Source organism: Aurantiacibacter atlanticus (genome assembly GCF_001077815.2).
In the GTDB taxonomy this organism is placed as follows: domain Bacteria; phylum Pseudomonadota; class Alphaproteobacteria; order Sphingomonadales; family Sphingomonadaceae; genus Alteraurantiacibacter; species Alteraurantiacibacter atlanticus.
Window position 1 is genome coordinate 575918 of record NZ_CP011310.1, and the last position, 22322, is coordinate 598239.

Annotated in this window: 33 protein-coding genes; 15 read left to right on the forward strand and 18 right to left on the reverse strand. The window is 59.4% G+C overall.

The genetic code is table 11. The annotated features are described in order from the left end of the window. Window positions 1–3: 3 nt before the first annotated feature. The 13 genes from CP97_RS02865 to CP97_RS02915 all read right to left on the reverse strand — a co-directional run bounded on the left by CP97_RS02865 (window position 4) and on the right by CP97_RS02915 (window position 7715). Window positions 4–585 (reverse strand): hypothetical protein, encoded by a 582-nt coding sequence (locus CP97_RS02865; protein WP_048884712.1) that lies wholly within the window; start codon window positions 583–585, stop codon window positions 4–6. Then, window positions 578–775 carry a phage tail assembly chaperone gene (locus tag CP97_RS15800; protein ID WP_149036406.1) on the reverse strand — a complete coding sequence of 66 codons (198 nt, stop codon included), beginning with the start codon at window positions 773–775 and terminating at the stop codon, window positions 578–580. The genes CP97_RS02865 and CP97_RS15800 overlap by 8 nt, the downstream gene beginning before the upstream one ends. Further along, window positions 772–1080: a gene transfer agent family protein gene (locus CP97_RS02870; protein ID WP_048884713.1), complete on the reverse strand. Its 309-nt coding sequence runs from the start codon at window positions 1078–1080 to the stop codon at window positions 772–774. The genes CP97_RS15800 and CP97_RS02870 overlap by 4 nt, the downstream gene beginning before the upstream one ends. Then, window positions 1077–1484, reverse strand: coding sequence for a phage major tail protein, TP901-1 family (locus CP97_RS02875; protein ID WP_048884714.1), 408 nt, complete (start codon window positions 1482–1484; stop codon window positions 1077–1079). Before CP97_RS02875 ends, CP97_RS02870 begins: the two co-directional genes overlap by 4 nt. A gap of 23 nt (window positions 1485–1507) precedes the next feature. Continuing rightward, on the reverse strand, window positions 1508–1897 hold the full coding sequence (locus tag CP97_RS02880) for a DUF3168 domain-containing protein (RefSeq protein ID WP_048884715.1): 390 nt from the start codon (window positions 1895–1897) through the stop codon (window positions 1508–1510). A 2-nt stretch (window positions 1898–1899) separates the two neighbouring features. Beyond that, complete coding sequence (locus tag CP97_RS16265; RefSeq protein WP_161485430.1) at window positions 1900–2070, reverse strand: hypothetical protein; 171 nt, start codon at window positions 2068–2070, stop codon at window positions 1900–1902. Further along, window positions 2067–2615, reverse strand: coding sequence for a head-tail connector protein (locus CP97_RS02885; protein ID WP_048884716.1), 549 nt, complete (start codon window positions 2613–2615; stop codon window positions 2067–2069). Before CP97_RS02885 ends, CP97_RS16265 begins: the two co-directional genes overlap by 4 nt. A gap of 162 nt (window positions 2616–2777) precedes the next feature. Then, window positions 2778–3947, reverse strand: a complete 1170-nt coding sequence (locus CP97_RS02890) for a phage major capsid protein (protein WP_048884717.1) — start codon at window positions 3945–3947, stop codon at window positions 2778–2780. 54 nt (window positions 3948–4001) lie between these two features. Then, window positions 4002–4424: an HK97 family phage prohead protease gene (locus CP97_RS02895; RefSeq protein WP_048884718.1), complete on the reverse strand. Its 423-nt coding sequence runs from the start codon at window positions 4422–4424 to the stop codon at window positions 4002–4004. Continuing rightward, window positions 4421–4729 carry a DUF6127 family protein gene (locus tag CP97_RS02900; RefSeq protein ID WP_048884719.1) on the reverse strand — a complete coding sequence of 103 codons (309 nt, stop codon included), beginning with the start codon at window positions 4727–4729 and terminating at the stop codon, window positions 4421–4423. The genes CP97_RS02895 and CP97_RS02900 overlap by 4 nt, the downstream gene beginning before the upstream one ends. Beyond that, the gene (locus CP97_RS02905; RefSeq protein ID WP_048884720.1) at window positions 4726–5883 is read right to left on the reverse strand and encodes a phage portal protein; all 1158 of its coding nucleotides are present in this window, start codon (window positions 5881–5883) and stop codon (window positions 4726–4728) included. Before CP97_RS02905 ends, CP97_RS02900 begins: the two co-directional genes overlap by 4 nt. Before the next feature lie 24 nt (window positions 5884–5907). Further along, entirely contained in the window at window positions 5908–7239 is a 1332-nt protein-coding gene (locus tag CP97_RS02910; RefSeq protein WP_048884721.1) for a DNA-packaging protein, read from the reverse strand. Next, the gene (locus CP97_RS02915) at window positions 7236–7715 is read right to left on the reverse strand and encodes a hypothetical protein (RefSeq protein ID WP_048884722.1); all 480 of its coding nucleotides are present in this window, start codon (window positions 7713–7715) and stop codon (window positions 7236–7238) included. The genes CP97_RS02910 and CP97_RS02915 overlap by 4 nt, the downstream gene beginning before the upstream one ends. 231 nt (window positions 7716–7946) lie before the next feature. Here CP97_RS02915 and CP97_RS02920 point away from each other — a divergent pair, with 231 nt between their 5' ends. After that, on the forward strand, window positions 7947–8600 hold the full coding sequence (locus CP97_RS02920) for a YqaA family protein (RefSeq protein WP_227819738.1): 654 nt from the start codon (window positions 7947–7949) through the stop codon (window positions 8598–8600). Window positions 8601–8632: 32 nt separating this feature from the next. Here the strand turns inward: CP97_RS02920 and spt are convergent, their stop codons facing one another. From spt to CP97_RS02935, 3 genes are all read right to left on the reverse strand, one after another. Continuing rightward, window positions 8633–9895, reverse strand: a complete 1263-nt coding sequence (gene spt / locus CP97_RS02925; RefSeq protein ID WP_082863697.1) for a serine palmitoyltransferase — start codon at window positions 9893–9895, stop codon at window positions 8633–8635. Window positions 9896–9903: 8 nt separating this feature from the next. Then, window positions 9904–10146 carry an acyl carrier protein gene (locus tag CP97_RS02930; RefSeq protein ID WP_048884723.1) on the reverse strand — a complete coding sequence of 81 codons (243 nt, stop codon included), beginning with the start codon at window positions 10144–10146 and terminating at the stop codon, window positions 9904–9906. Between the two features lie 147 nt (window positions 10147–10293). Beyond that, window positions 10294–10683 carry a response regulator gene (locus CP97_RS02935; RefSeq protein WP_048884724.1) on the reverse strand — a complete coding sequence of 130 codons (390 nt, stop codon included), beginning with the start codon at window positions 10681–10683 and terminating at the stop codon, window positions 10294–10296. Window positions 10684–10774: 91 nt separating this feature from the next. Between CP97_RS02935 and CP97_RS02940 the strand changes: the two genes are divergently transcribed. The 5 genes from CP97_RS02940 to CP97_RS02960 are packed head-to-tail and all read left to right on the forward strand — an operon-like array spanning window position 10775 to window position 14010. Beyond that, entirely contained in the window at window positions 10775–11029 is a 255-nt protein-coding gene (locus tag CP97_RS02940; RefSeq protein ID WP_048884725.1) for a DUF3572 domain-containing protein, read from the forward strand. After that, window positions 11026–11652 (forward strand): hypothetical protein, encoded by a 627-nt coding sequence (locus CP97_RS02945; protein ID WP_048884726.1) that lies wholly within the window; start codon window positions 11026–11028, stop codon window positions 11650–11652. The genes CP97_RS02940 and CP97_RS02945 overlap by 4 nt, the downstream gene beginning before the upstream one ends. Window position 11653: 1 nt before the next feature. Beyond that, entirely contained in the window at window positions 11654–12130 is a 477-nt protein-coding gene (locus CP97_RS02950) for a RidA family protein (RefSeq protein WP_048884727.1), read from the forward strand. Next, window positions 12123–12863: a glycerophosphodiester phosphodiesterase family protein gene (locus CP97_RS02955; protein ID WP_048884728.1), complete on the forward strand. Its 741-nt coding sequence runs from the start codon at window positions 12123–12125 to the stop codon at window positions 12861–12863. The genes CP97_RS02950 and CP97_RS02955 overlap by 8 nt, the downstream gene beginning before the upstream one ends. 10 nt (window positions 12864–12873) lie before the next feature. Then, on the forward strand, window positions 12874–14010 hold the full coding sequence (locus CP97_RS02960; RefSeq protein WP_048884729.1) for a GNAT family N-acetyltransferase: 1137 nt from the start codon (window positions 12874–12876) through the stop codon (window positions 14008–14010). A 13-nt stretch (window positions 14011–14023) separates the two neighbouring features. On the opposite strand, the gene CP97_RS02965 is transcribed toward CP97_RS02960, so the two are convergent. Next, window positions 14024–14356 carry an SEL1-like repeat protein gene (locus CP97_RS02965; protein WP_048886661.1) on the reverse strand — a complete coding sequence of 111 codons (333 nt, stop codon included), beginning with the start codon at window positions 14354–14356 and terminating at the stop codon, window positions 14024–14026. Window positions 14357–14678: 322 nt separating this feature from the next. Between CP97_RS02965 and dksA the strand changes: the two genes are divergently transcribed. From dksA to kynU, 6 genes are all read left to right on the forward strand, one after another. Beyond that, window positions 14679–15137, forward strand: a complete 459-nt coding sequence (gene dksA, locus CP97_RS02970) for an RNA polymerase-binding protein DksA (RefSeq protein ID WP_048886662.1) — start codon at window positions 14679–14681, stop codon at window positions 15135–15137. Window positions 15138–15266: 129 nt separating this feature from the next. Next, a complete protein-coding gene (locus CP97_RS02975; RefSeq protein WP_048884730.1) occupies window positions 15267–15596 on the forward strand; it encodes a PilZ domain-containing protein in 330 nt (109 codons plus the stop codon). Window positions 15597–15771: 175 nt separating this feature from the next. After that, window positions 15772–17271 (forward strand): ABC transporter substrate-binding protein, encoded by a 1500-nt coding sequence (locus tag CP97_RS02980; RefSeq protein ID WP_048884731.1) that lies wholly within the window; start codon window positions 15772–15774, stop codon window positions 17269–17271. A 90-nt stretch (window positions 17272–17361) separates the two neighbouring features. Further along, window positions 17362–17751 (forward strand): DUF4112 domain-containing protein, encoded by a 390-nt coding sequence (locus CP97_RS02985; protein ID WP_048886663.1) that lies wholly within the window; start codon window positions 17362–17364, stop codon window positions 17749–17751. A gap of 46 nt (window positions 17752–17797) precedes the next feature. Continuing rightward, window positions 17798–18592 (forward strand): tryptophan 2,3-dioxygenase, encoded by a 795-nt coding sequence (locus tag CP97_RS02990; protein WP_048884732.1) that lies wholly within the window; start codon window positions 17798–17800, stop codon window positions 18590–18592. Between the two features lie 5 nt (window positions 18593–18597). Beyond that, window positions 18598–19815 carry a kynureninase gene (gene kynU / locus CP97_RS02995; protein WP_048886664.1) on the forward strand — a complete coding sequence of 406 codons (1218 nt, stop codon included), beginning with the start codon at window positions 18598–18600 and terminating at the stop codon, window positions 19813–19815. Between the two features lie 61 nt (window positions 19816–19876). On the opposite strand, the gene CP97_RS03000 is transcribed toward kynU, so the two are convergent. Continuing rightward, on the reverse strand, window positions 19877–20467 hold the full coding sequence (locus CP97_RS03000; protein ID WP_227819739.1) for an HNH endonuclease: 591 nt from the start codon (window positions 20465–20467) through the stop codon (window positions 19877–19879). Window positions 20468–20621: 154 nt separating this feature from the next. Here CP97_RS03000 and gluQRS point away from each other — a divergent pair, with 154 nt between their 5' ends. The 3 genes from gluQRS to CP97_RS03015 are packed head-to-tail and all read left to right on the forward strand — an operon-like array spanning window position 20622 to window position 22313. Further along, window positions 20622–21473 (forward strand): tRNA glutamyl-Q(34) synthetase GluQRS, encoded by an 852-nt coding sequence (gene gluQRS, locus CP97_RS03005; protein ID WP_048884734.1) that lies wholly within the window; start codon window positions 20622–20624, stop codon window positions 21471–21473. After that, entirely contained in the window at window positions 21470–21697 is a 228-nt protein-coding gene (locus tag CP97_RS03010) for a hypothetical protein (RefSeq protein WP_048884735.1), read from the forward strand. The genes gluQRS and CP97_RS03010 overlap by 4 nt, the downstream gene beginning before the upstream one ends. Window positions 21698–21737: 40 nt before the next feature. Beyond that, entirely contained in the window at window positions 21738–22313 is a 576-nt protein-coding gene (locus tag CP97_RS03015; RefSeq protein ID WP_048884736.1) for a cob(I)yrinic acid a,c-diamide adenosyltransferase, read from the forward strand. Window positions 22314–22322: the final 9 nt, after the last annotated feature.

The following is a 22322-nucleotide window of genomic DNA, read 5'->3' on the forward strand; positions in this document are numbered from 1 at the left end:
CTCTCAATGGTCGCGCATGACGCGGGCGACGGCGCTGGCGATTTGGCGTGTCGATCGGCGCAGAATAACCGGCCCCTCAGTTCCGCGCGGCGCGGCAAGGTTGATTGCGACCCGCACATCGCGTGTTCCGGCGTTACTGCCTGGGCCCGCTTCAATCCTTCCCGAGCTTGTCGGAACAAAGAGTTCTGGCCCTTTTTCACCAACGAGATAGGCAGAACCCGGTCCCACAGGACCGCCGGTGGCACGTCCGGGAAGACCCAGCAGAGACCCGAAAAGGCCGCTCAGCGCTGATCCGAAGCCAGCGCTGCTGGCCGAAGATCCACCAAATAGATTTCCGATACCCGACTGAATTGCTTGGGCAGCGATTTCGTTCATCGATCGCAAAGCAACAGATTTCAGGTCATCGAAGCCCAGCTTGCCGCGCCTGATGGCCGACAGCAGTCCGCTTTCCAGCACGCTTCCGGCCTTGGTAAAGCCATCCAGCAGCGATCCATCAAGCGTGCTGCGCATCGCTTCGATGTCAGATTTGAAGCCGCTGGTTGTGGCGCGCACATCGACCATCAGCGTTTCGATTTCATCATCCATGGCTGTCACGCTCCATCATGTGTTCAAGGGTTTCACGGCTGACTGAATGTTCTGCAGGTGCGTCTTTGGCGAACAGGATTGCGGCCAGCTCTGACGGAGTGGCATTCCAGAACCATGGTGGAGGCCAGCCAAGCATTCGGCCTGCAGCGCCTGACAATCGTCGTGCCGCGTCAGCGAAAGTCTCGCTCACACCCGACCCTGGAGGATTTGTGCGAGCAGGATGCGCAGAGGCGCCATTGCGGAGGCAAGTCCGGCTTGCATCACCGCTTCACCCACGTCTTCGCGGGATATTTGGCCTTGTTCTACGAGACAGTGCCAGAACAGCGCCGCCAGGTCGGCGAGGCGCAATTCGCCTTCACTTGCCTGTTCTACCAGGGTGAATAAAGGGCCGAGCTCTTCTTCGGCGGCTACCAGTGCAGTAAAGCTCGGGCGCAGGATGCGCATGGTTCCGGCAATCATGAAGGCTGCTTCGCCGCGTTCTGGATTGGCGCTCATGCAGGCACAACCGCGCCCGAACTTTCGAGCTGCAATGTATAATTGCGTTCACCATTGAAATCGCCGGCATAGTCGAGCCGTTGGACAAGAAAACGTCCGCGCAGGCGCTCGCCATCTTCGAAGGACAGCTCATATTCCTCGATCGTGCCGGCCAGTGCATGGGCGCGGATGGATGTTTCAGCAGCGCTGGCGAGGAAAATGCCTGCGGCGCTAACCGATACAGAACGCACGCCCGCGCCGGAAAGCAGATCACGCCAGCCACCCGATTCCTTGTGCGTCACGACAACGGCATCCCCGTTGATCGACATCTGCGTGGTCCTGAGACCGGCAACGGTCTGGTAGGTGGGTGGCTGGGCGTCATCCCCGATCTTGAGCAGGAAGGCAGAGCCTTTTTGGGCTGTCATGGATGAATTCTCCGTTGGATTGATCAGGCTTCGAGCAGGCGGAAGCGGTATTCGAGCAGCACGGCGCGGCGGTTTTGCGGACGCTGTTCTGCACGGGCGCGCAGAAATGCGGTCGTGACAATCTGGAAGCCGTCCTGCGCGGAAGGCAGCATTTCAATGCGGCTTTCGATGGCGGCGACCAAATTGGCGGTTTCATCAGGCTGTTCGCCGCGATTATGCAGTTCCAGTGCGATCCGTACTTCGCGGCCCTTGCGCTGCTTGGTGCTCCAGTCGGTGCTGGCGCTGGCAGCCAGACCGAGCCACGGAAGCTGGGCGCGCGAAGGCGCTTCCTCCGCTACATCATTGAGAGCGGCACCAAGGGCCGGATCACTTTTGAGCCATTGAATCAGGACATTGCGCAATCTGGTTTCCATAGTCAGTCATTCCTGCTGAAAAGCGGCCAAAGCAGCCGAGCATCGCGCCAGTGCGCGCTGTCGCCATTCCTGATGCGCAGTCTGTTTTCGGCATGTGCCATCGCCAGTTTGGTCGCTTGGCTGGCGAGACGGGCGATGAGCCCGCTGTCCGATCGCGAGCTTGTGGTAATCATACGAGCCGCAGCCTGCGCCATGGCTGCCAGAGTGCGACCACAGCTGCGGGCGGTGTGCCATCAGAACCGCCCTCATTGCGCATGCGATAGGAATGTGCGGCAAGCCGGATGATGCCGTGGCGCAAGCCCACCGGGAGGCTTTCCCAATCCACTGCCAGACCAGCGACAAAACCGAGTGCAATCCGCCCTTCTTCGACAGGCACCAGAAGATTGACTCGCCCACAACCATCCGCCGTGATGTCAAACAGGTAATCTCCGGTATCGAGCATGCGGCGCGTACCATCAGGCGCGATGGCGTGAACCGAAGTGATGGCCTGCACTGGATTGGTCGACAGCCTGTGCCATCGGCGCAGGGCAGGCAGCATTTCCTCGCATGTCGATTGCAAGGACATCTGCCGCGTAAAGCCCTCGCAGGCTTCTATTGCAGCGCGCAACAGGGCAATGAGCGCGGCATCGTCCCGTGTAGTGGTGATGGCGAGCCATTGCTTGAGCTCATTCAGAGCAGTTCCCGCCAGTAAGGTCGGCGCGACGATTGCCCGCTTCATGGCGGTCTCCTTCGAATGATGAATAAAGGGCGCACCCGCCCGCCGGAGGAAGGGTTTGGCTCGACGGCGGACGGGCACGCGGGGAGGGTGCGCCACGCCTTGGCCGGAATTAGCCGGCTGGCGTGCGCACATCCTCCCGACACAGCGCAGGTTGGTGCGCTGTTAGGCTTCGATTTTCAGCAGTTTGATGGCTGAACTATCAAGAACCTGTCCACCGACGCGCTTCGTCGCGTAAAAATGCACGAAGGGCTTGTTGGTGAACGGATCGCGCAGCACCTGCGTGGCGCTGCGTTCGGCGATGACATAGCCTGCCTTGAAATTACCGAAGGCGATAGGCGTCGAATCCGCAGCGATATCGGGCATGTCCTCGGCTTCGACAACGGGGTAGCCGAGCAAGCGATCGGGCTGGCCTTCGACCATGCCAGGCTGCCACAGGAATGCGCCATCGGTGGTCTTCAATTTACGCACTTCGGACAAGGTGGCCGAATTCATCACCCAGCTCGCGCCCTGACGGTGTCCGGCCTTCATCGTGTGGACCAGATCGATAAGGCGGCTTTCCGGAGTGGAGGAAAAACCCTGTGCGTCGCCTGATCCGATATACTGGATCGAGCCAAAGGGCCGCACCACGTCACCCGCCAGCGAGGTTGGCGAGGAGAGGAAGCCGAGCGGCTGGTCGATACCATTGCCGCCGACAAAAGCTGCCCCTTCGGCGCGGGCAAATTCCATCGCGATTTCGGATGCCAGCCATGCTTCGAGGTCGAAAGCCGCATCATCGAGCATGGCCTGACTGGCTGCGGGATTGGCGTAAAGCTCGCCCGAAGGCGGGGCTACTTCGGCAAATTCCGGCGTGGCGGTCTCTGGACGCAGCGCGGTTTCGCCGACCCAGCCCGATGCCGTGCCGCCGGTGGTGACAAGTTTGCGATAGCCAGCGCTGCCAACCTGCACGACCTGTGCAAGCTGGCGGATCGGAGAAATTTCCTTCAGCTCGCTGGCGATCATCGCATCGATTTCACGGGGCACTGCAAAGCCGCCATCCTGCGGCACCGCGCCAGAGATCGACTTGATTTCGCTCTCGCGGCCACGGCGCAGATAGCCGTCGACAAAACCCTTCACTTCGGCGCTCTGGGCCAGATTGCCCTCGGCATTGCCGATGACCGGGCGCGCTGCAGCGCGGCTGACCTTGTCGAGCCGTGCCTTCACTTCATCGACATCGGTGCGCAGGCCCTTGATGGCGGTGTCGGCCTTGTCCTGACGGGCGACGATGTCGAAGCTTTCGGTCATCGCTTCGTCGGCAATCGGGGCGGAATTCGGAGTGGAAATTTGAAAGTCCATTGGGGCATTCACCTTTTCGCTGGGGTAGTTTTGGGGTGGGATTTAGTTCGGTTTTCAAGAAACGAGATGCACGCGTGCGCCATGCTGGAGTGGGTGGTTGACGAGGCTGACCTCAAACAGGTCGATGTCTTCCAGCACGCGGCCGCCGCCAGCGTCGGGCGACAAATGGCGAAAGCCTCGCGCGCGATAGCCAAAGCTCAACCCGTTCACTGTCCTGGCAAGCAGGGCCGTCACCGCGCGGCTTTGCGGATTGTCCAGCCGTGCGATGATGCGCAGACCGCGCTGGTCTTCGCGCGCCAGTTCAACTGTGCCGATGCGTTGTTCGGGGCGATGCTGCCAATAGAGCGGGATGGGATCACGCCGCTCTGCCAGCGTCCGGGCGAAGGCGCCGGGCAGGATCGTGTCGCGCGCGCTATCGGCAATGTCGAACAGGGCGGCATAGCCCGCAATGCGCAAGGCCGGTGAACGCGCAGTCATCGCAGCACGTCCGCCACGCCTAAGCGCACCGCTATGCCGATCAGCAACAGCGCGCCGATGACGCGTACGAACCAGTCGATTGCCGCTTTCCACGCGCTGGCCTTGGCTGTGCGCCATGCGGCGAGCAGATCGCGCAATTCATCGAGATCGTCATGTGCGTTTTCATCCGCCAATCCGAGCCGGTCGAGTACGCGGCGCGCGCCAACTTCACTCGATTCTTCGACAATGGCGCGCAGTGTCACAAGATCAGCACCGCCGTCTTTCGCCTGCGCCATCAGCGCGGCGAGCATATCTTCACGGGTCATTGAAGGCCTCCTTCGCGAATGCCGAGCATGGCGCGCTTCTCGTGGGCTTCGAGGAAATCGGCCTCGCTCACCTGCTTCCAGAGTTTCTCGCGGTCTTCCGAAAGCGCCGGAACCTTGTCGAGGTCTACGGCCAGAGCGAGGTCGGGGAACCATGGCTCCAGACCCTCGGCGAGGCCGGACAGGATTTTGCCCGCCAATGGCAGCAGGGTAAGCCGCCACAAGGCGCGATTTGCCTCGCGATAATTGGCGTAAGTGTTATCTCCTGGCAGCCCGAGCAGCATCGGCGGCACGCCAAAGGCCAGCGCAATATCGCGGGCCGCAGCTGCTTTCAGTTCGGCAAAATCCATGTCGGCTGGCGACAATGAAAGGCTCTGCCACTTCAGACCGCCTTCAAGCAGCATGGGCCGACCTGCATTCCCGCCGCCCTGATAGGCCTGTGCGAGTTCGGCCTTCAGGCGATCGAACTGGTCGCTCGTAAGGCCGGCAGCATCAGCGCCGCCATCATAAACCAGTGCGCCCGATGGACGCGCCGCATTTTCAAGCAGCGCACGGTTCCATGCAGAGGCCGCATTATGGATGGCCACCGCTTGTTCAGCAGCAGAAAGGCAGCCAGCGCCATAATGGTCGTCCGCCGGATGATACGCCTTGAGGTGAATGAGGCTTGGCCAGCCATCCTCGTCTTCCACCGGCAATTCCAGCGTGCGCTCGCCCAGTTTGTAACGATAGCTCTGCGGCCAGCCATCGGGGCCGGGCACAACGCTGACACGTTCCGGACGCAGCGCGAACAGTTCGATCGGCTTTCCCGAAGCATCGCGGGCAATCTGGACAAAGCCATTTCCATGCAGCAGCAAATGCGCAGCAAGCGTCTCCAGCAGAGATTGGCCTGCACTCGTCGCCCGCACCAGCGCCAGCGCATCTTGCGCAGCAGAATCCACGGGCGCATTGCCCACACCTTCCGCCACAATCCGCACCGCGCGCTGCGCCACCGGATTATCGAGAAAGGCGTGGTTGACGGCCTTGCGATAATCGAACGCAGGGCGCGCGCCGCCGGTTTCGTAAGTCCACCCCCAGGGCGACTGGAAGCTGCGTGCCAAGGGCACACGGGCAGCGCCACCGCCCTTGAAGGCAGTGCGCAGCGTGTCGATGAAAGACATCGGCTTTCCTTTATGTATGGTGTTTCAAATCCGGCGAACGGCCGGCTTGCTCCTTTGGGAGAGCATCAATTCGGTCATGGCCCAGACCATCGCGTCGGCCCGGTCAGGGCTATTGCCCGGCCCTTCGTAAGAGCCGCCTGTCATTATTCCGCACAGCTGGTCTTCCAGACTGGCGAACTGGCCGACATGGCGGACGCGGCCCGTTTCGTAGAGCGCGGCAACCGGCTCTGCGCGGGCTGATTTGCCGCGGCTGGCGTGGACCAGCCTGATCGGCATCTGGCAGTCGGCGGCGCGCAGCACGCTCGCCACCATGTCGCCGCCCTGATTGGCCTCCGCGATCACGCGGTCCGCCTTCCATTCCGCACATATGGCGGCGACCTTGCTTGCCCAGCGTTCCGGACTGGCCCCGCCGATGGAAGCATCGGCCAGGACATGGCCGTTGCCATCGGCGCAGATGCCGGCCACCACGATACCGCATTCGTCGCCGCGCGCCGAAGCTGGGGGATCGACCCCTACCACGATGCGCACCATGTCTTCGAGGCAGGCGGGCAAGCGGCATCGTTCAAGCAATGACCGGGTCCACAAGGCACCTTCGATATCGGTCAGCAATTCGCCATCGAGTTCCTGCCGCCCCAGCGCGCTGGAGCCATATTGCGCATGCATCGAGCGCACAAAGCGTGACGGAAGATTGTGCGCATTGTCCATCGTGCGCCCGCGTGTCAGCACTGCATCGCCCTTGTCGGCTTCTGCGAACAGGCGCTGCACCAGCGGCACGGCGCGCGGCGTCGTGGTGGCAAGAGCCTGCGGCAGTTCGCCGAGGCGCAGGCCCATCTGCAAATTGTCCCATGCCTGTGCCGCCCGGTCCGAAGAATTATCCCATTTGCCGATTTCATCGCACCAGGCATGCGAATGTTGCGGACCGCGCAAGCTTTCCGGTTCACCTGCCGTATATAGCGTTGCCTGCGCGCCATTGGGCCAGACCAGCCTTCGGCGCGAAGCTTCGAACAGCGGCCGCGCGCCGCGGCCATGCACCGACATGATGCCGCTTTCGCCATCGACCATCACGGCGCGCGCTTCGGTCAGCGAACTGGCGACAAGCGCGATACGTGAACGTGGATTGCTATATGCAATATTGCGCACCCATTCAGCGCCCGTGCGGGTCTTGCCGAAGCCGCGTCCGGCGCAGACCATCCAGTTACGCCATTCACCCCGCGGGGGCATTTGTTCGGGGCGTGCCCAGAAGGGCCAATGTGCCTCCAGCTTACGGCGTTCATCTTCGGATAGTTGGGCGAGAAGAGCGTAGCAATCGGGGGGTTCCAGGCCGACAATAAATTGACGGTGATCGCTCGTCTTCATTGCGGACTGGCGACCTTGTCCTGCTCCTCCGCCTGCATCTGCTTCATGGCAGCATCGCGCTTGCGCATGAGGTCAATTTTCGCATTGAGCGATTCCAGCACGCTTTCTTCGTCCACTTCATCCTGCAAGGCCCGCTGGTGCGCCACCGTGTCCCGATGAAGGGTGAGCAGGCGCAGCGCGTTGGCGATGTCGAACTTGTTGTCATCCTTGCCCGTGCCCGCCCGCAGGCGGTGCAGCGTTTCCATTTCCAGATGCTCGTATCCTTCGATCAGAGCCGCATTCCAGGCGGCGCGGAATTCGGGGTCGAGACGCCTTGTCTTATAAGCCCGGCTGGTAGACGCGCCTGACATGCGTGCGGCTTCTGAAACATTGGACGTTTCAGCCAACGTATCGAGAAACAGACCGCGCCAGTGACGATCGATATCGGGTCTCTCGCCAATTCTTTGCGTTGCTCGTAGTTTTATCTGGGTGCCCATCCTGTGAAAATCCCCGTTTTCGGTGGTGCGAGTTGCAACGAAAAAAGGGCGGACCCTTCAAGAAAGGGCCGCCTTGGCGACTCGGTTTTTTGCGATGTTCCGTTTCTCTAACCAAAAAGCGTCACAATGTCAACAATAAAGTACCAAATAGGTAATATCGTAGGACTTGCGCCTTGGCAATGGCTGGCCTAGTTGCGCATTTTCCTCTGCGGGACGGGAATTTTACGTATGATGGGCTTGCTACGCGGCCTTTATGACTGGACGATGGCCAAGGCCTCGCATCCCAAGGCGGAGTGGTGGCTGGCGCTTTTCGCCTTTGTCGAATCCAGTTTCTTCCCAATACCCCCGCACCCGCTGCTTGGCCTGATGTGCCTGGCCGAACCGACCAAGGCGATCCGCTTTGCCCTGATCTGCACTGTCGCATCCGTGGTGGGCGGATTGTTCGGCTACCTTATCGGCTATTTTCTTTATGAAGCTGTTGGCGTCTGGCTGATCGGTGCGCTGGGCCTGACCGAGAGCTTCCCGATTGCCGCCTGCTACATTCGAGAACAGGGAGCTGCTGCAGTATTCCTTGCCGCAGGAACGCCGATCCCCTTCAAGCTGATGACGATAACCGCGGGCTTCATCGAGATGAACCTCGTCACTTTCACCATTGCTGCAATTGCGGGAAGGGCGCTCATTTTCATGGTGGTGGGCGTATTGTTCCGCGTGTTCGGTGCGCCGATCAAGCGGATTATCGACGAATATCTCGGCACGGTCACAACGATTTTCGTCGTGCTGGTGGTGGCAGGCTTTGTAGCGATTACGCAATTGCGCGGGGATGGCGATGGGGCAGCGGACCCCACTGATCCCTGCGCCAGTGTGACTTCACTCGAGCAGCTTTAGCGCAGGCTTTCCCGCCGCAGCGCAGGCCGGCGCTAGATAATTCCGACTGCCTTGCCAGCCCGTTCGAACATGTCGAGAATCTCGCCCACTTCTTCATCGCTGTGCTCTGCGCATAGCGAGCAGCGTAGCAATGTCATATTGGCAGGCGTTGCTGGCGGCCTTGCCAGATTGACGTAGAGCCCTTCCTGCAGCAGCGCGCTCCACATGGCGGCACCACGTTCCAGATCGGGCATCAGGACGGCCACGATGGCACTTTGCGGCTCATCGGTACCAAGTTCAAAGCCGAGGCTCTTCAGACCGCCATGCAGTCGTCCTGAATTCTTCCAGAGATGCGCGCGCTTTTCCGTCGCGGTCATCAGTTTGCGGATTGATGTTGCCGCCGTTGCGACCACCGAAGGCGGCAGACTTGCGGTAAAGACATAGGGGCGGCAAACTAGGCGTAATATCTCGAACTTGGGATGGTTCGACACGCAGAAACCACCAACCGTGCCAACGCTTTTCGAAAAGGTGCCGATGATGAAATCGACATCATCCAATACGCCAGCATCTTCCACAACACCGCGACCGTGTTCACCGATGAAGCCCATGGAATGCGCTTCGTCCACCAGCACCATTGCGCCATTGTCCTTGGCGACCTTCACCATTTCCTTCAGCGGAGCGATATCGCCCAGCATCGAATAGACGCCTTCAAGCACCACCAGCTTTCCCGCGCCTTCGGGAATGCGCTTCAGGCGCTTTTCCATGGCTTCTATGTCATTATGCTTGAATGGCACGATCTCGGCATTGCCCATCGCGCAGCCATCCCAAATGCTGGCATGGCTATCGATATCGAGCACGACGTAATCGCCTTTGCCAGCGACGGTTGAGATGATCCCCAGATTGGCTTGATAGCCGGTCGAAAAGACCATGGCGTGTTCCATGTCATAGAACTCGCGCAGCGCATCCTCGCATTCCTTGTGGCCCTGATAGGTGCCGTTGAGAACGCGGCTGCCCGTGGTGCCGGATCCGAAATCCGCCAATGCCTGTGTTCCAGCTGCTATCACATCGGGATCGAAGGTCATGCCCATATAATTATAGGTGCCGAGCAATATGGTCTCACGCCCGTTGCATATCGCCCGCGTGGGCGAAAGCACCTGCTCCATCACCAGCGAAAACGGGTCGTCCACGCCGCTCGCCAGCAAGTTGGTGCGCATGGCGATTGTAGAATCGAACTTGGTGAACAGGTCAGTAGCTTCACCAGCCGCAACATCGGTTTCCCCAGCCAATTGTCCTGTAGACGCGCCTGCTCCGGTCATTTGCAGTGTTACTCCCCGAGCATCTTGGCGACAGCATCGACCAGATGGCCATAGGTTTCAATTTCGGCCTGCTGGTTCATGGAAATGATGATATCGAACTCATCCTCGATCGCGGCTACGAAATCCATGACCGTGAGGCTATCGAATTCAAGATCGCCGGCAAATGTGGTCGCATCACTGATCTCTACACCCTTCTTGTTAAAGGGCTCCAAAATAGCGCGGATGCGGGTGTCGACTGCGGCACGATCCATTAAAGGTCCAATCCTTGAGGCTTATAATTGCGCACCACATAGTGCGCGCGCCGGTCCGCGGCAAATCTTTACAGACCGAGAGGTGTCGAGAAGCAGGTGTGCAGCGCCGCGTGTGCGTGGCGAAGCGACTACGCCAGCAGCAGAGTATCAGGCAGACAGCTGTTGCTGATCGCTGTCCATCAGGCCGCGCACGGCAGCCATGAATGGCCCAATGCTTACCGGCTTGGACAGATACCCTTCAGCGCCGGATTCGCGGATACGTTCTTCATCGCCCTTACCGGCATAGGCCGTTACTGCCAGCACGGGCACTTTGGCGAGGTCATTATCGCATTTGAGCATGGCAATCAGGTCCAAGCCCGAAACATCCTGAAGCTGGATGTCCATGACCACAAGATTCGGATAAAAGGCCCGCGCGGCCTCAATGGCGAGCTTGCCATCGGCCACGGGTTCAACGGAAAATCCGCTCGCCTGCAAGACATCGCAGAAAAGTTTCCGGTTGAGATCGTTGTCCTCGACAACGAGGATTCTCTTCGTCATTGCGCCCCCAACGGCCCGTTTAACACGGAACCTTGTTATTTCCCTTATACCCTAAATAAGGAACGTTACAATTCTCCGAGAATGTAAAAATTTGTATAATGATAATTCCACTCTCGCTCTCATCGCGCTGGGCTGGGTGCTGGCTGAGCCGGATCGGGCACACCGCTTCCTTGATCTCACCGGCCTGACGCCAGAGAGCCTGCGTGAAGCAGCTGACGATCCGGCAACGCACCGCGCTGTATTCGATTTTCTGGCCGCGCATGAACCCGATCTCATCGCCGCAGCGGCAATGCTGAATGTGGAACCCGAGAGCCTGATCAGGGCGCAACAGGAGTTACAGGCATGAACCGTCCTCTGTTGGTGACCGATTGCGATGAGGTGCTGATTCACATGGTCCGCCATTTTCGTGATTGGCTGGACCGCGAGCATGAAATCGATTTTACGCTGGAAGGTGAACCCTTCATCGATTCAATGAGACGGCGCGGAGAAAAAAATCCGGTTGAAAGCGAGGAAGTCTGGCGCCTGCTCGGCAAGTTCTTTGATACCGAAATGGACTCGCAGAAACCGATCGCCGGCGCACTGGAATCAATCGCCGAAATTCAGCGTTATGCGGATGTGGTCGTGCTCACCAATCTGGCCGATGCGCGCAATGCTGCGCGCAAGATGCAACTGCAGCGGCTGGGAATGGAAGCCTCTGTCTTTACCAACCAGGGGCCGAAAGGCGGCGCGCTAAAACGGATTGTCGAAGAACACGGCGCACGGCGCGTGGTATTTGTCGATGATATCGCGCAGCATCATGCCTCTGCGAAGATTGAAATTCCGCATGTCCACCGACTGCATCTATGTGGAGAGCCCAAGATTGCGGGTCATATCCAATGCGCACATGTTGCAGGCGATGCCCATGCCCGGATAGACAATTGGGATCAGGCGCTCCCATGGATACTTGAAACCTTGCACTCAGGAGACTGACATGGCCGATACTGCCAGCAGCATTGCAGACCGTTTGACCCAGCTTGGCATCACCTTGCCCGAAGCTGCCGCACCTGTGGCGGCATATGTCCCGGTGGTTGTCGCGGGAAACATTGCGCATGTTTCAGGCCAATTGCCTTTCATTGATGGCGCATTGGTGACCGGACGACTGGGAGAGGATGTCGCGCTGGAACGCGGGCAGGCCGCTGCGCGGGCATGCGGTTTGATGATCCTGGCCCAACTCAAGAATGCCGGCATCGCGCTTGATCGGGTGGAACGAATCGTCAAGCTCGGTGCCTTCGTCAATTGCACCGCCGATTTCACCGATCAGCCCAAGGTTGCCAATGGCGCGTCCGAATTGATGTTTGAGGTTTTTCAGGAAGCGGGGCGCCATGCCCGTGCGGCTGTGGGCGTTCCCAGCCTGCCACTTGACGCAGCGGTAGAAGTCGACGCGGTCATCGCGCTTGGCGATGGATGACACAGGCTCCTGGCTGACGCGGCAGGCCTATGCGCATCGCGGCCTGCACGATCGCGCTGTTCCGGAAAACTCGCTCGCCGCATTTTCCGCCGCGATAGAACGGGGGCTGGGGATCGAATGCGATCTTCGCGTCAGTATGGATGGCCGCGCGATGGTGTTCCACGATGCTGCACTGGAGCGGCTGACCGGGCAAGCCGGGCTGACGCAGGCGCATAGCGTGGGCGATCTGACTGCACTCAGGCTGGGCGGAAGCGACCAATATATTCCAACCCTGCGCGATATGCTGGACCTAGTGGCAGGACGTGTGCCGTTGCTGCTTGAGCTCAAGACTGACCGGCGGGAAAGCGTGCACAAGCTGTGCCGTGCGGTGCGGCGCGACATCATCGGATATGAAGGCGATATCGCAGTAATGAGCTTTGATCCGCGCATCGGGAACTGGTTTGCAAAGCGCCTGCCCGATATGATGCGCGGCCTTGTCATCACAGAGGAAAACGCGCGGACAATGTCGGGCGCGGCGCGGCGGCGGCTGGCGGTGCGCCATGCAAAGCCGCACTTCCTTGCCTATGATGTGCGTGACCTGTCCAGCAATTTTGCCGCACGGCACAAGCATAAGGGTTTGCCTATACTGACCTGGACTGTGCGCAGCGCCTCTCTGCTCGATACGGCGCTTGAATTCGGCGCTGTGCCGATTCTCGAAAGCGAGGGGCTGGCGGCGTGGGCGCAGGCTTCCTAGATTGATCCCCATGGCTGATGGCGATCTGACCGCACGTATCCTTCCCGCGACAGGCGGCATCGAAAAAGCCCAGTGGGACAGGCTGGCAGGCGCCTCCAATCCTTTCGTATCGCATGATTTCCTTACCATCATGGAGGACTCGGGAAGCGTGGGTCCCGGGACCGGATGGCAAAGCGCAACGCTGGTGCTGGAAGACGGTGCGGGCACGCTTCTGGGGGCCATGCCGAGCTATCTCAAGCAGCATAGCCAGGGCGAATATGTCTTTGACCATGCCTGGGCTGATGCCTTTGAAAGGGCAGGCGGCGCATATTATCCCAAATTGCAGATTTGCGCGCCATTTACGCCTGCGACCGGGCCTCGCCTGCTGCTTGAAGACCCGCAATATGCTCTGCCATTGCTGCGTGGAGCAGAACAATTCGTGGTCAATAATGACTGGTCGAGCGCGCATGCAACCTTTGTCGAACCTGCGCAGATCGATATGTTCGCCGAGGCTGGATGGCTGGAACGGCACGACATCCAGTTTCACTGGACCAATCGCGAATTTGTCGATTTCGAGGATTTCCTCGCTTCGCTAACGTCCAGAAAGCGCAAGGAGCTGCGCCGCGAACGGCGGCTGGCCAATGACGGGATCGAAATTCGTCAAATGTGCGGCGCTGATATCCAGCCCGAACATTGGGATGCCTTCTGGCTGTTCTATCAGGATACCGGCGCGCGCAAATGGGGCACCCCCTATCTGACACGGGAGGCTTTCGATTTGATGGGGCAAAGGATGGGTGACCGCCTCCTTTTGTTGCTCGCATTCGAGGATGGCCTGCCGATTGCAGGTGCACTCAATTTCATTGGCTCAGAAGCGCTATATGGCCGCTATTGGGGCTGTCTCGTGGACAAGCCATTCCTTCATTTCGAGTTATGTTATTATCGCGCGATCGACGCTGCGATTGAACGCGGTCTCAGCCGGGTAGAGGCGGGTGCGCAGGGCGGCCACAAGCTGGCGCGCGGGTATGAACCGATTGCCACTGCGTCGATGCATTTCATTGCCGATCCGGGCTTTCGCCAGGCCGTGTCCGACTTTCTTGAACAGGAACGGCGCGGCGTGGCGATGGATCGGATGCACCTGTCGCGCCGTATGCCTTTCAAGAAGGGCTGACCGCTACGCCAGTTCAGGCCGCCCGGGCGTCTCCGCAGCGCAGCCATTCGCGGGCGCGGCGCTGGGCTTCGCAAATATCGCGGGCGGTCATTTCATCGGAGATATCAGCGCGGCACCAATTGGCCTCCTCATGACCGCGGCTTGCGGCTAGATTGAACCATTTATGCGCTTCGATAAGGTCGCAATCGACGCCGTGGCTGCCAGTGGAATATACCACGCCGAGATCGTAATAGGCATCAATGCAGCCATCGGCTGCGGCTGCGAGACAGTTTGCCACCAGCATATCGCTGCCGTTGACATCGGCGGGTTGAATTTTTGCGAAAGTCTCGATCTTGGCAAGTTCCATGATCTTTGGTCCCCAATTGCTGCCGAACGCAATGTCCGGCTTTCCCTGCGCCAATGTTTGACCATCGTGGTCAAGAAATGGTTAACGCCTCGCCGCCTTTTCTCACAAGCGCCCCTCGCGCGCCGGGTAGCGCCCCTGTGGATGACGACAGATATGACCTTTATCCCTTCATCTCGAACAGATTGCCGCTTGTGCCACCTGTAAACGATCCTTATAGGCGCGCCCCTACTACTGGCTTTTGTGGCGTCCCATTCAAAAGCCCGGCGGCTGAGCAAGAGCCGCAACAATGGGCAAGGCCCAAGGAAGGGATCCGGAGCACCCGATGGCAAGTGCCGCGCATGACGACATAGATATTCTGACCAAAGCAAAGCGCGCCTTGCCGCGCGATTACACGCCCAGTGACGACGAAGAATACATGTCTCCACGGCAGTTGAATTATTTCCGTGTTCTGCTGCTCGAATGGAAGAAATCCGTTGTCGCTGCATCGGAGGGAACGCTGCAAAGCCTGCAGGATGGCCCGATTCGTGAACCCGATCTCAATGATCGTGCTTCCAGTGAAACCGACTGGGGCATTGAATTGCGCACGCGCGATCGGCAGCGCAAGCTGGGCGCAAAGATTGATGCGGCGATGCGCCGGATCGACGAAGGCGAATATGGCTGGTGCAGCAAAACTGGTGAACCTATCGGCATCAGTCGCCTGATAGCGCGTCCGATCGCCACCATGACCGTGGAAGCGCAGGCCGCGCATGAACGGCGTGAAAAGATTTCGCGTGATGATTGACCCGAATTGGGACAGGCTGTTGTTACTCCCCCAGAATTAACCCATGGTTAGGCGATCTGCGCAAAGGCGAAGGTTGCAATCCACGCTCGCGCTATTGTGTCGGGCAAGTTCTTGAGGGCAAGGTAACGCATGAGCAATGTCGATACTCGTCAGGTAGGGCGTGACAGCTTGTTTTTGCTGGCACAGGTGCGCCTTGATGGCCAGGACACCAATGCCCGCGTGAAAGTGCGGAATCTTTCCGCCGGCGGGATGATGGCCGAAGGCGATCTCAAGGTCGTTCGCGGCGTGCGCGTCGAAGTGGAATTGCGCAACATCGGCTGGGTCGAAGGCACGGTGGCCTGGAAGCAGGGCAATCGTTTCGGCATCGCTTTTATCGATGAAATCGATCCCAAGCTTGCCCGCGCTCCCGTAGCGGCATCTGCGGCGAGCCTTCCCAGCAACGGCATGCGCAAGATCTGAAGCCCGCTTCTCGTCTGCACATCGTCGCCTGCGGCGCTTTCACTGACGACAAATCATGGGCATGCCTTTGAAGGCCGGAGCTTGAAGCAATTTGCGCCCGGGCCTATCGCAACGGGCGATGGAGATGCCCCGACAAATGCACTGCCGCCGTCCCTTGGCCTTTAGGGCAATCGCCATGGCCATATGCCTTGCGATGGTGACAGCCTGCGGATCAAGCGATGACGGGGCGCTCGACGTTGTGCTGATCGGCACGCCTGAGTCGGTGTATACTCAGGATCTGCGCCTGTCTCCCGGCGCGCAAATCCTGCGCGCCGCTACACAGGGCGGGCTGGTTGCCCTTGATGCTCATGGCGAAGTGGTTCCCGCGCTGGCAGAAACATGGCTCCCGACTGAAGACGGGCTGAGCTATATCTTCCGCCTGCGCGATATCCCCTGGCCCGACGGCAGCGAAATGACTGCGGCAAGTGCACGAGCGGCGCTGGAAAGAGCGATCGGCGGCCTGGAAGGGACAGCGCTGGCGCAAGACCTTGCGCCTATAGAAGAAGTGCGCGCCATGGCCGGAAGGGTGATTGAAATCAGGCTTTCCGCGCCAGAACCGGACCTTCTCAAGCTGCTCGCCCAGTCAGAGCTGGCCTTGCGGCATGAAGGCGGTTTCACAGGTCCGATGATTCTCACCCGTGAAACCGCTGATGAGGAGAACGCGGAAGAGGGCGATGCAGCGGCTGGACGGTTCGCAAGGCTTGATTTCAAGCCGCCGCTTGAACGCGGGATGCCCATGGCCGATAACTGGCAGGACCACGTGCGCGAAGTGGAAATCACCGTGGCGCAGGCGCGCGAAGCCATCGTCATGTTCGAAGCTGGCGATGTGGAACTGGTGCTGGCAGGCGATCTAGGCGGACTGCCACTGGTTGATACAGGGCCGCTTTCATCAGGGACCTTGCGCGTCGATGCGACCTTCGGCCTTTTCGGTCTGCATGTGCGGCGCGATGGCGGGCTGCTCGGCAACAATGGCGTTCGCGAGGCGCTGGCCATGGCCATTGATCGAGAAGGGCTGCTGGCGACTTTCAACATCGGCGGCCTTGTTCCGACAACGCGGCCCGTTTCGCCCGGCCTGCCCGGCGATCCCGGTTTTATCGCTGAACGATGGCGTGACATGGTGCTGGCTGAACGGCGGCAGGAAGCTGCTGTGCGAATCGACGCCTGGCGACGCCAGTTCGACGATGGTGATCTGTCGCAGCCAGCACGGCTGACGATCACAATGGGCGAAGGGCCGGGCTGGGATCGCCTGTTGCAGGAACTGGACGCGCAAATGGCGCAAATCGGCATAACAATCGAACGGTCCGAAACTGCACGCACTGCCGATCTTGCCCTGATGGACAAGATTGCACGCTATCCGGCCCCGCGGTGGTTTCTCAACCAATTCCATTGCGGGCTGGAGTTGGGCCTGTGTAGCGAGGCTGCGGATGAGCTGGTGGCACAGGCCATGCAGCAGATGGATCTTTCCGCGCGCGCCAGTCTGATGGCGCAGGCAGAGGCCGAACTGATGGCGGAAAATGTCTATATTCCGATTGGTGCACCGCTGCGCTGGTCGCTGGTGCGCGGCGGAGTTGAAGGGTTTGAAGCCAATATCTACGGATTTCATCCCTTGCCGCCGATGGCGCAAAGACCCAGATAGGGAGCAAGGAGAGTTTAGTTCATGGCGGAAAATCAGAAGCCTGTCCCGATCCGGCCTGCCCCCGAAGATGATCCCGTGCGGCCCGGCCCGATGGTTGGCGATCTGCCGCTGGGCAATGATCCCCAATCCATCAGGCGTCGGATAGAGGCGATGGAGCAGGTGCTGGAACGCAGTTTCGTCATTCCCGGCCTGGGGCGCCCCGTTGGCCTTGATGCAATTATCGGACTGGTTCCGGTGGTGGGTGATATCATCGCGATGGGCATGGGTGCCTATATCGTGTGGGAAGCGCGCAATCTGAAAATGCCCAAGTGGAAATTGCTGCGCATGGCGGGCAATGTCGTTTTTGACAGCGCGGTAGGCGCAGTGCCGGTTGTGGGCGATGTATTTGACTTCATGTTCCGCTCAAACAGCCGCAATCTGCGGATTGTGAGGAAGCATCTCGACAAGCATCATCCGCACACCAAGGTGATCGACCAGTAGAGCAGCGGATAGTTTCTTTTGCACCCGCTTTGGCTTAGGTAAATGCATGGCCAAAACCGATGTAACCTATTCCTCCTATCTCGATCTCAACCGTATTCTGGCGGCGCAGCATCCCGCCTCCGATGCGCATGACGAGTTTCTGTTCATCATTGTGCACCAGGCGAGCGAATTGTGGCTCAAACTGTGCCTGCACGAATTGGAGGCAGCGCGTGAACTGGTGATTGCGGATGATCTTCCGCCCGCTTTCAAGATGCTCAGCCGCGTGGCGCAGGCGCAGCGCCAGCTGATCGCCAGCTGGGATGTTCTCGCCACGATGACTCCGCATGATTATTCACTCATCCGTCCGCATCTGGGCGGGTCGAGCGGGTTTCAGTCGGCGCAATACCGCTTGATGGAATTCATCCTTGGCGGGCGCAATCCGGATATGGTGACGATGCATGAAGCGACGCCGAACGTGGCAGAAAAGCTGCACGCCGAACTCGCCCGCCCAAGCCTTTATGGAGAAGTCTTGCGGTTGCTGCGCAGGCGCGGGTTTGCCATCCCGGAAGGCTTGGTAGGGGCAGAATTCAATGGTCCACATAAGCCCATGGATGAAGTGACCGAAGCATGGGCGCAGGTCTATCGCCATCCCAGGACCCATTGGGATCTATATGAACTGGCTGAAAAACTGGTCGATCTGGAATATCATTTCCAGCGCTGGCGTTTCGGCCATCTGAAGACCGTGGAGCGGATTATCGGTTTCAAGAAAGGCACCGGCGGCACAGCTGGCGTGCCTTATCTGGAAAGCGTGCTGAAGCTTGGCTTCTTCCCCGAACTGCTGGCCGTGAGAACAGAACTTTGAATGATCTGGCGCAGGAAGCTGCACGGCTGGATGCAGCCGATCCGCTGGCCATATGCCGCAGCGAATTCCTGATCGATGATGATCTGGCCTATCTGGATGGCAATTCGCTGGGCGCATTGCCCAAGGCGGCGCCGGCGCGGGTGGCACAGGTGGTGCAAAAGGAATGGGGCGAGCAATTGATCGCCAGCTGGAATGATGCCGGATGGATTGGGTTGCCGCAAAAAATGGGTAGCAAGATCGCGCCGTTGATTGGTGCGCAGACGCATGAGGTGATTGCTACGGACACCACCTCAATCAACCTTTTCAAGCTGATATCGGCGGCGCTGGCGATGCGGCCGGGCCGCAAGCAGGTGCTGAGCGAGCCGGGCAATTTCCCCAGCGATCTCTACATGATCGAAGGTTTGGAAGCGCAGGGCCTTGCCGAGCGGCGGTTGGCGGAGCGCGGCGATATTGAAGCTGCGCTAGATGAGAATGTCGCGCTTCTGCTGCTCACCCATGTGCATTACAAGACTGGCGAGATGTTTGACATGGTGCGCCTGACCAAGGCCGCGCATGATGTGGGTGCGCTGGTCCTGTGGGATTTGTCGCATTCGGCAGGCGCAGTGCCGGTTGATCTGAATGGCGCCAATGCTGATTTCGCGGTTGGCTGCGGCTACAAATATCTCAACGGAGGCCCCGGCGCGCCAGCCTTCGCATTCGTTGCCGAGGGGCATCTGGCGAACCTTCAGCAACCACTGAGTGGGTGGATGGGGCACAACGCGCCATTTGCTTTTGAAGATGATTATCAACCTGCACAGGGCGTCGACCGCCTGCTGTGCAGCACGCCGTCTGTCATCGCCATGAGCGCGCTGGAAGTGGGCGTCGATTTGATCGCGATGATCGGGATGGGACCGCTGGTCGAAAAATCACGCGCCCTGTCAGAATTCACCCGTGCAGCGATGGCGAGGCACGTCCCCGAGCTGACCTGCATCAGCCCCGCCGACCCGGCGCAACGCGGCAGCCAGCTCTCGTTCCGCCACGAACATTCCTACGAGCTATGCCAAGCCTTGATTGCCCGCAAAGTGATCGGAGATTTCCGCGCACCCGATGTACTGCGCGTAGGCTTCGCCCCTGCCTACGTCCGCTATGCCGACTGCGCCCGGCTAGTGAGCGAATTACGCGATATTCTCGACAGTGGGGAATGGCAGAAGCCGGAATATGCGGAGCGCGGGGCCGTGACCTGACCTGAGGAAGAAGTCTCTGCATGGAAATCGAAGACACGACCGCATGCGGGTTGAGCCAACCTCAAGCCTCCAGCTCGATGTCCCAGTAAAGCCAGTCTCGCCACGTCTCATGCAGGAAGTTGGGTGGGAAGCTCTTGCCTTGTTGTTGCAATTGCCAGCTTGTCGGGCGGATGGGCTGATATTGCAGATGCATGCCCGCCTCTTTCGGGGTGCGGCCGCCCTTTTTCATGTTGCACGGCGCGCAAGCGGTGGCGATGTTTTCCCACGTGGTTTTGCCGCCCTGCCGTCGGGGTACGACGTGATCGTAGGTAAGGTCCTTTTGCACGCCGCAATATTGGCAGGAGAATCTGTCACGCAGGAAGAGGTTGAACCGGGTGAAGGCAGGGAACTGGCTCGGCTTCACATATTGCCGCAGCGCGATCACGCTGGGCACTTTCATATCCAGCGATTGTGAATGCACTGCGCGGTCATAGGTGGCGACGATATCGACCCGTTCGAGGAATACCGCCTTGATCGCCGTCTGCCACGGCCACAGGCTGAGTGGGTAATAGGATAGCGGAGTGTAATCCGCATTCAACACCAGTGCGGGGCAGCTTTCCAGCCGCCGGTGTGGATCTTCATGGGCGCTGCGGAATACGGCGGCCCGTTCAATCAGTTCGGTTTTGAACACGTGCGGTGTCCTCCCAGATGGAAGTAAAGATGCACTTGCACGAAAAAGCGTCAACCCTGTTACAGACAGGTTATTCACAGGGATATTCACATGGATACCAACAAGCCACACCTTCTGGCATGAGTTTTCAAGGCCAATGATCACCACGCGCTTTGCCCCCAGCCCCAACGGCTCGCTCCATCTGGGCCATGCATATTCGGCCATTGTTGCGCATGATCTGGCGGCAGAGGCGGGCGGCACGTTCCTCTTGCGGATCGAGGATATCGACGGAGAACGATCGCGCCCCGACCTTGCCGAGGAATTTCGCCAAGACCTCGAATGGCTGGGCCTTAACTGGGAAGAAACGCCCCCTCAGTCGTCACGCGTCGCCAGCTATGTCGCGGCTGCACAGCAATTAAAGGCACAGGAATTGCTTTATCCCTGCCGCTGCACACGCGCGCAAATCGCCGCAGCAGCAAAGGATTTCGGTCCCGATGGCCCGGTCTATCCGGGGATATGCAAACATGCCACCATCCCCGAAGACGAGCCGGTGGCATGGCGGCTGGACGTCGCCCGCGCGATGGAATTGACCGGCGCGCTGACATGGCATGATGCACTGGCGGGCGAGCAAGAGGCGCGACCCGATTTGGCGGGCGATGTGATGTTGGTCCGCAAGGATGCGGCAACGCCTGCCAGCTATCACCTTGCTGCCACGATCGATGATGCCGCAGACGCGGTTACCCTGGTTACGCGCGGGGCAGACCTGTTTGCTGCGACACACATCCACCGGTTGCTACAGGCGCTTCTCGGCTTGGCGGTGCCGCGATGGCATCATCATGCGCTGTTGCTGGATGCAAGCGGCAAGAAACTTGCCAAAAGGCGCGATTCCGCTTCGCTGGCGGACCGGCGTAAGGCAGGAGAAAACGGCAAGGCACTGGCGCAAAGCCTGCGTATGGGCCAAATGCCGTGTGGAATTACCCTCTCACGCTACCCACATGGTGTAACATGAACACATTTCTCATCATCCTGCTCGCCCTGTTTGCCATCATGGTGATCGTTTCGCTCGTCCGCGGCGTAATCGCTTTTTTACAGACCACGAAAATCGATCTGGAAAAAGGTGGAGAGAATTCCGAAGCGCTGCAGATCAAGCAGAACCAGGCGATGTTCTCCCGCATCAAATATCAGGCGCTGGCCGTGGTTGTGATAGCGATATTGCTTGCAGTAAACAGTTGATCTACAAAGATTAGCTGGCTCGCGGCTTGAAGGGGGCGACATGGTAAAACTCAACCGCATCTACACCCGCACGGGCGATGATGGCACAACCGGCCTTGTCGATGGGTCGCGCTTGCCCAAACATGCGCCGCGCATGGAAGCGGTGGGCGCCGTGGACGAGGCAAACGCCACGCTCGGCATGGCTGCACAGATGCTGGAAGGCCAGAACCTTGCTGATATCGTGCGTTTGCAGAACGACATGTTCGACCTGGGGGCAGATCTTGCCACACCCGCACAGGAGGGAGACGATTTCGCCCCGTCTGAAATGGTATTGCGCATCGTTCCGGCGCAGGTCGAATGGATTGAGACCCGCATCGATGCGCTCAATGCCGATCTTCAACCGCTGACCAGCTTTATTCTTCCCGGTGGTAGCGAGGCGGCAGCACGGCTCCACCTTGCGCGCACCGCGACGCGGCGGGCCGAACGCAGCATAGCCGCCCTCATCACGCAGGAACCGGTAAATCCAGCGGCATCGGCCTTTATCAATCGTCTGTCAGATTACCTTTTCGTGCTGTCTCGCGCTGTCAATGACGGCGGGGCCGGGGACGTTTTGTGGACGCCGGGGGCAAACCGCTAAAGCGTTTAT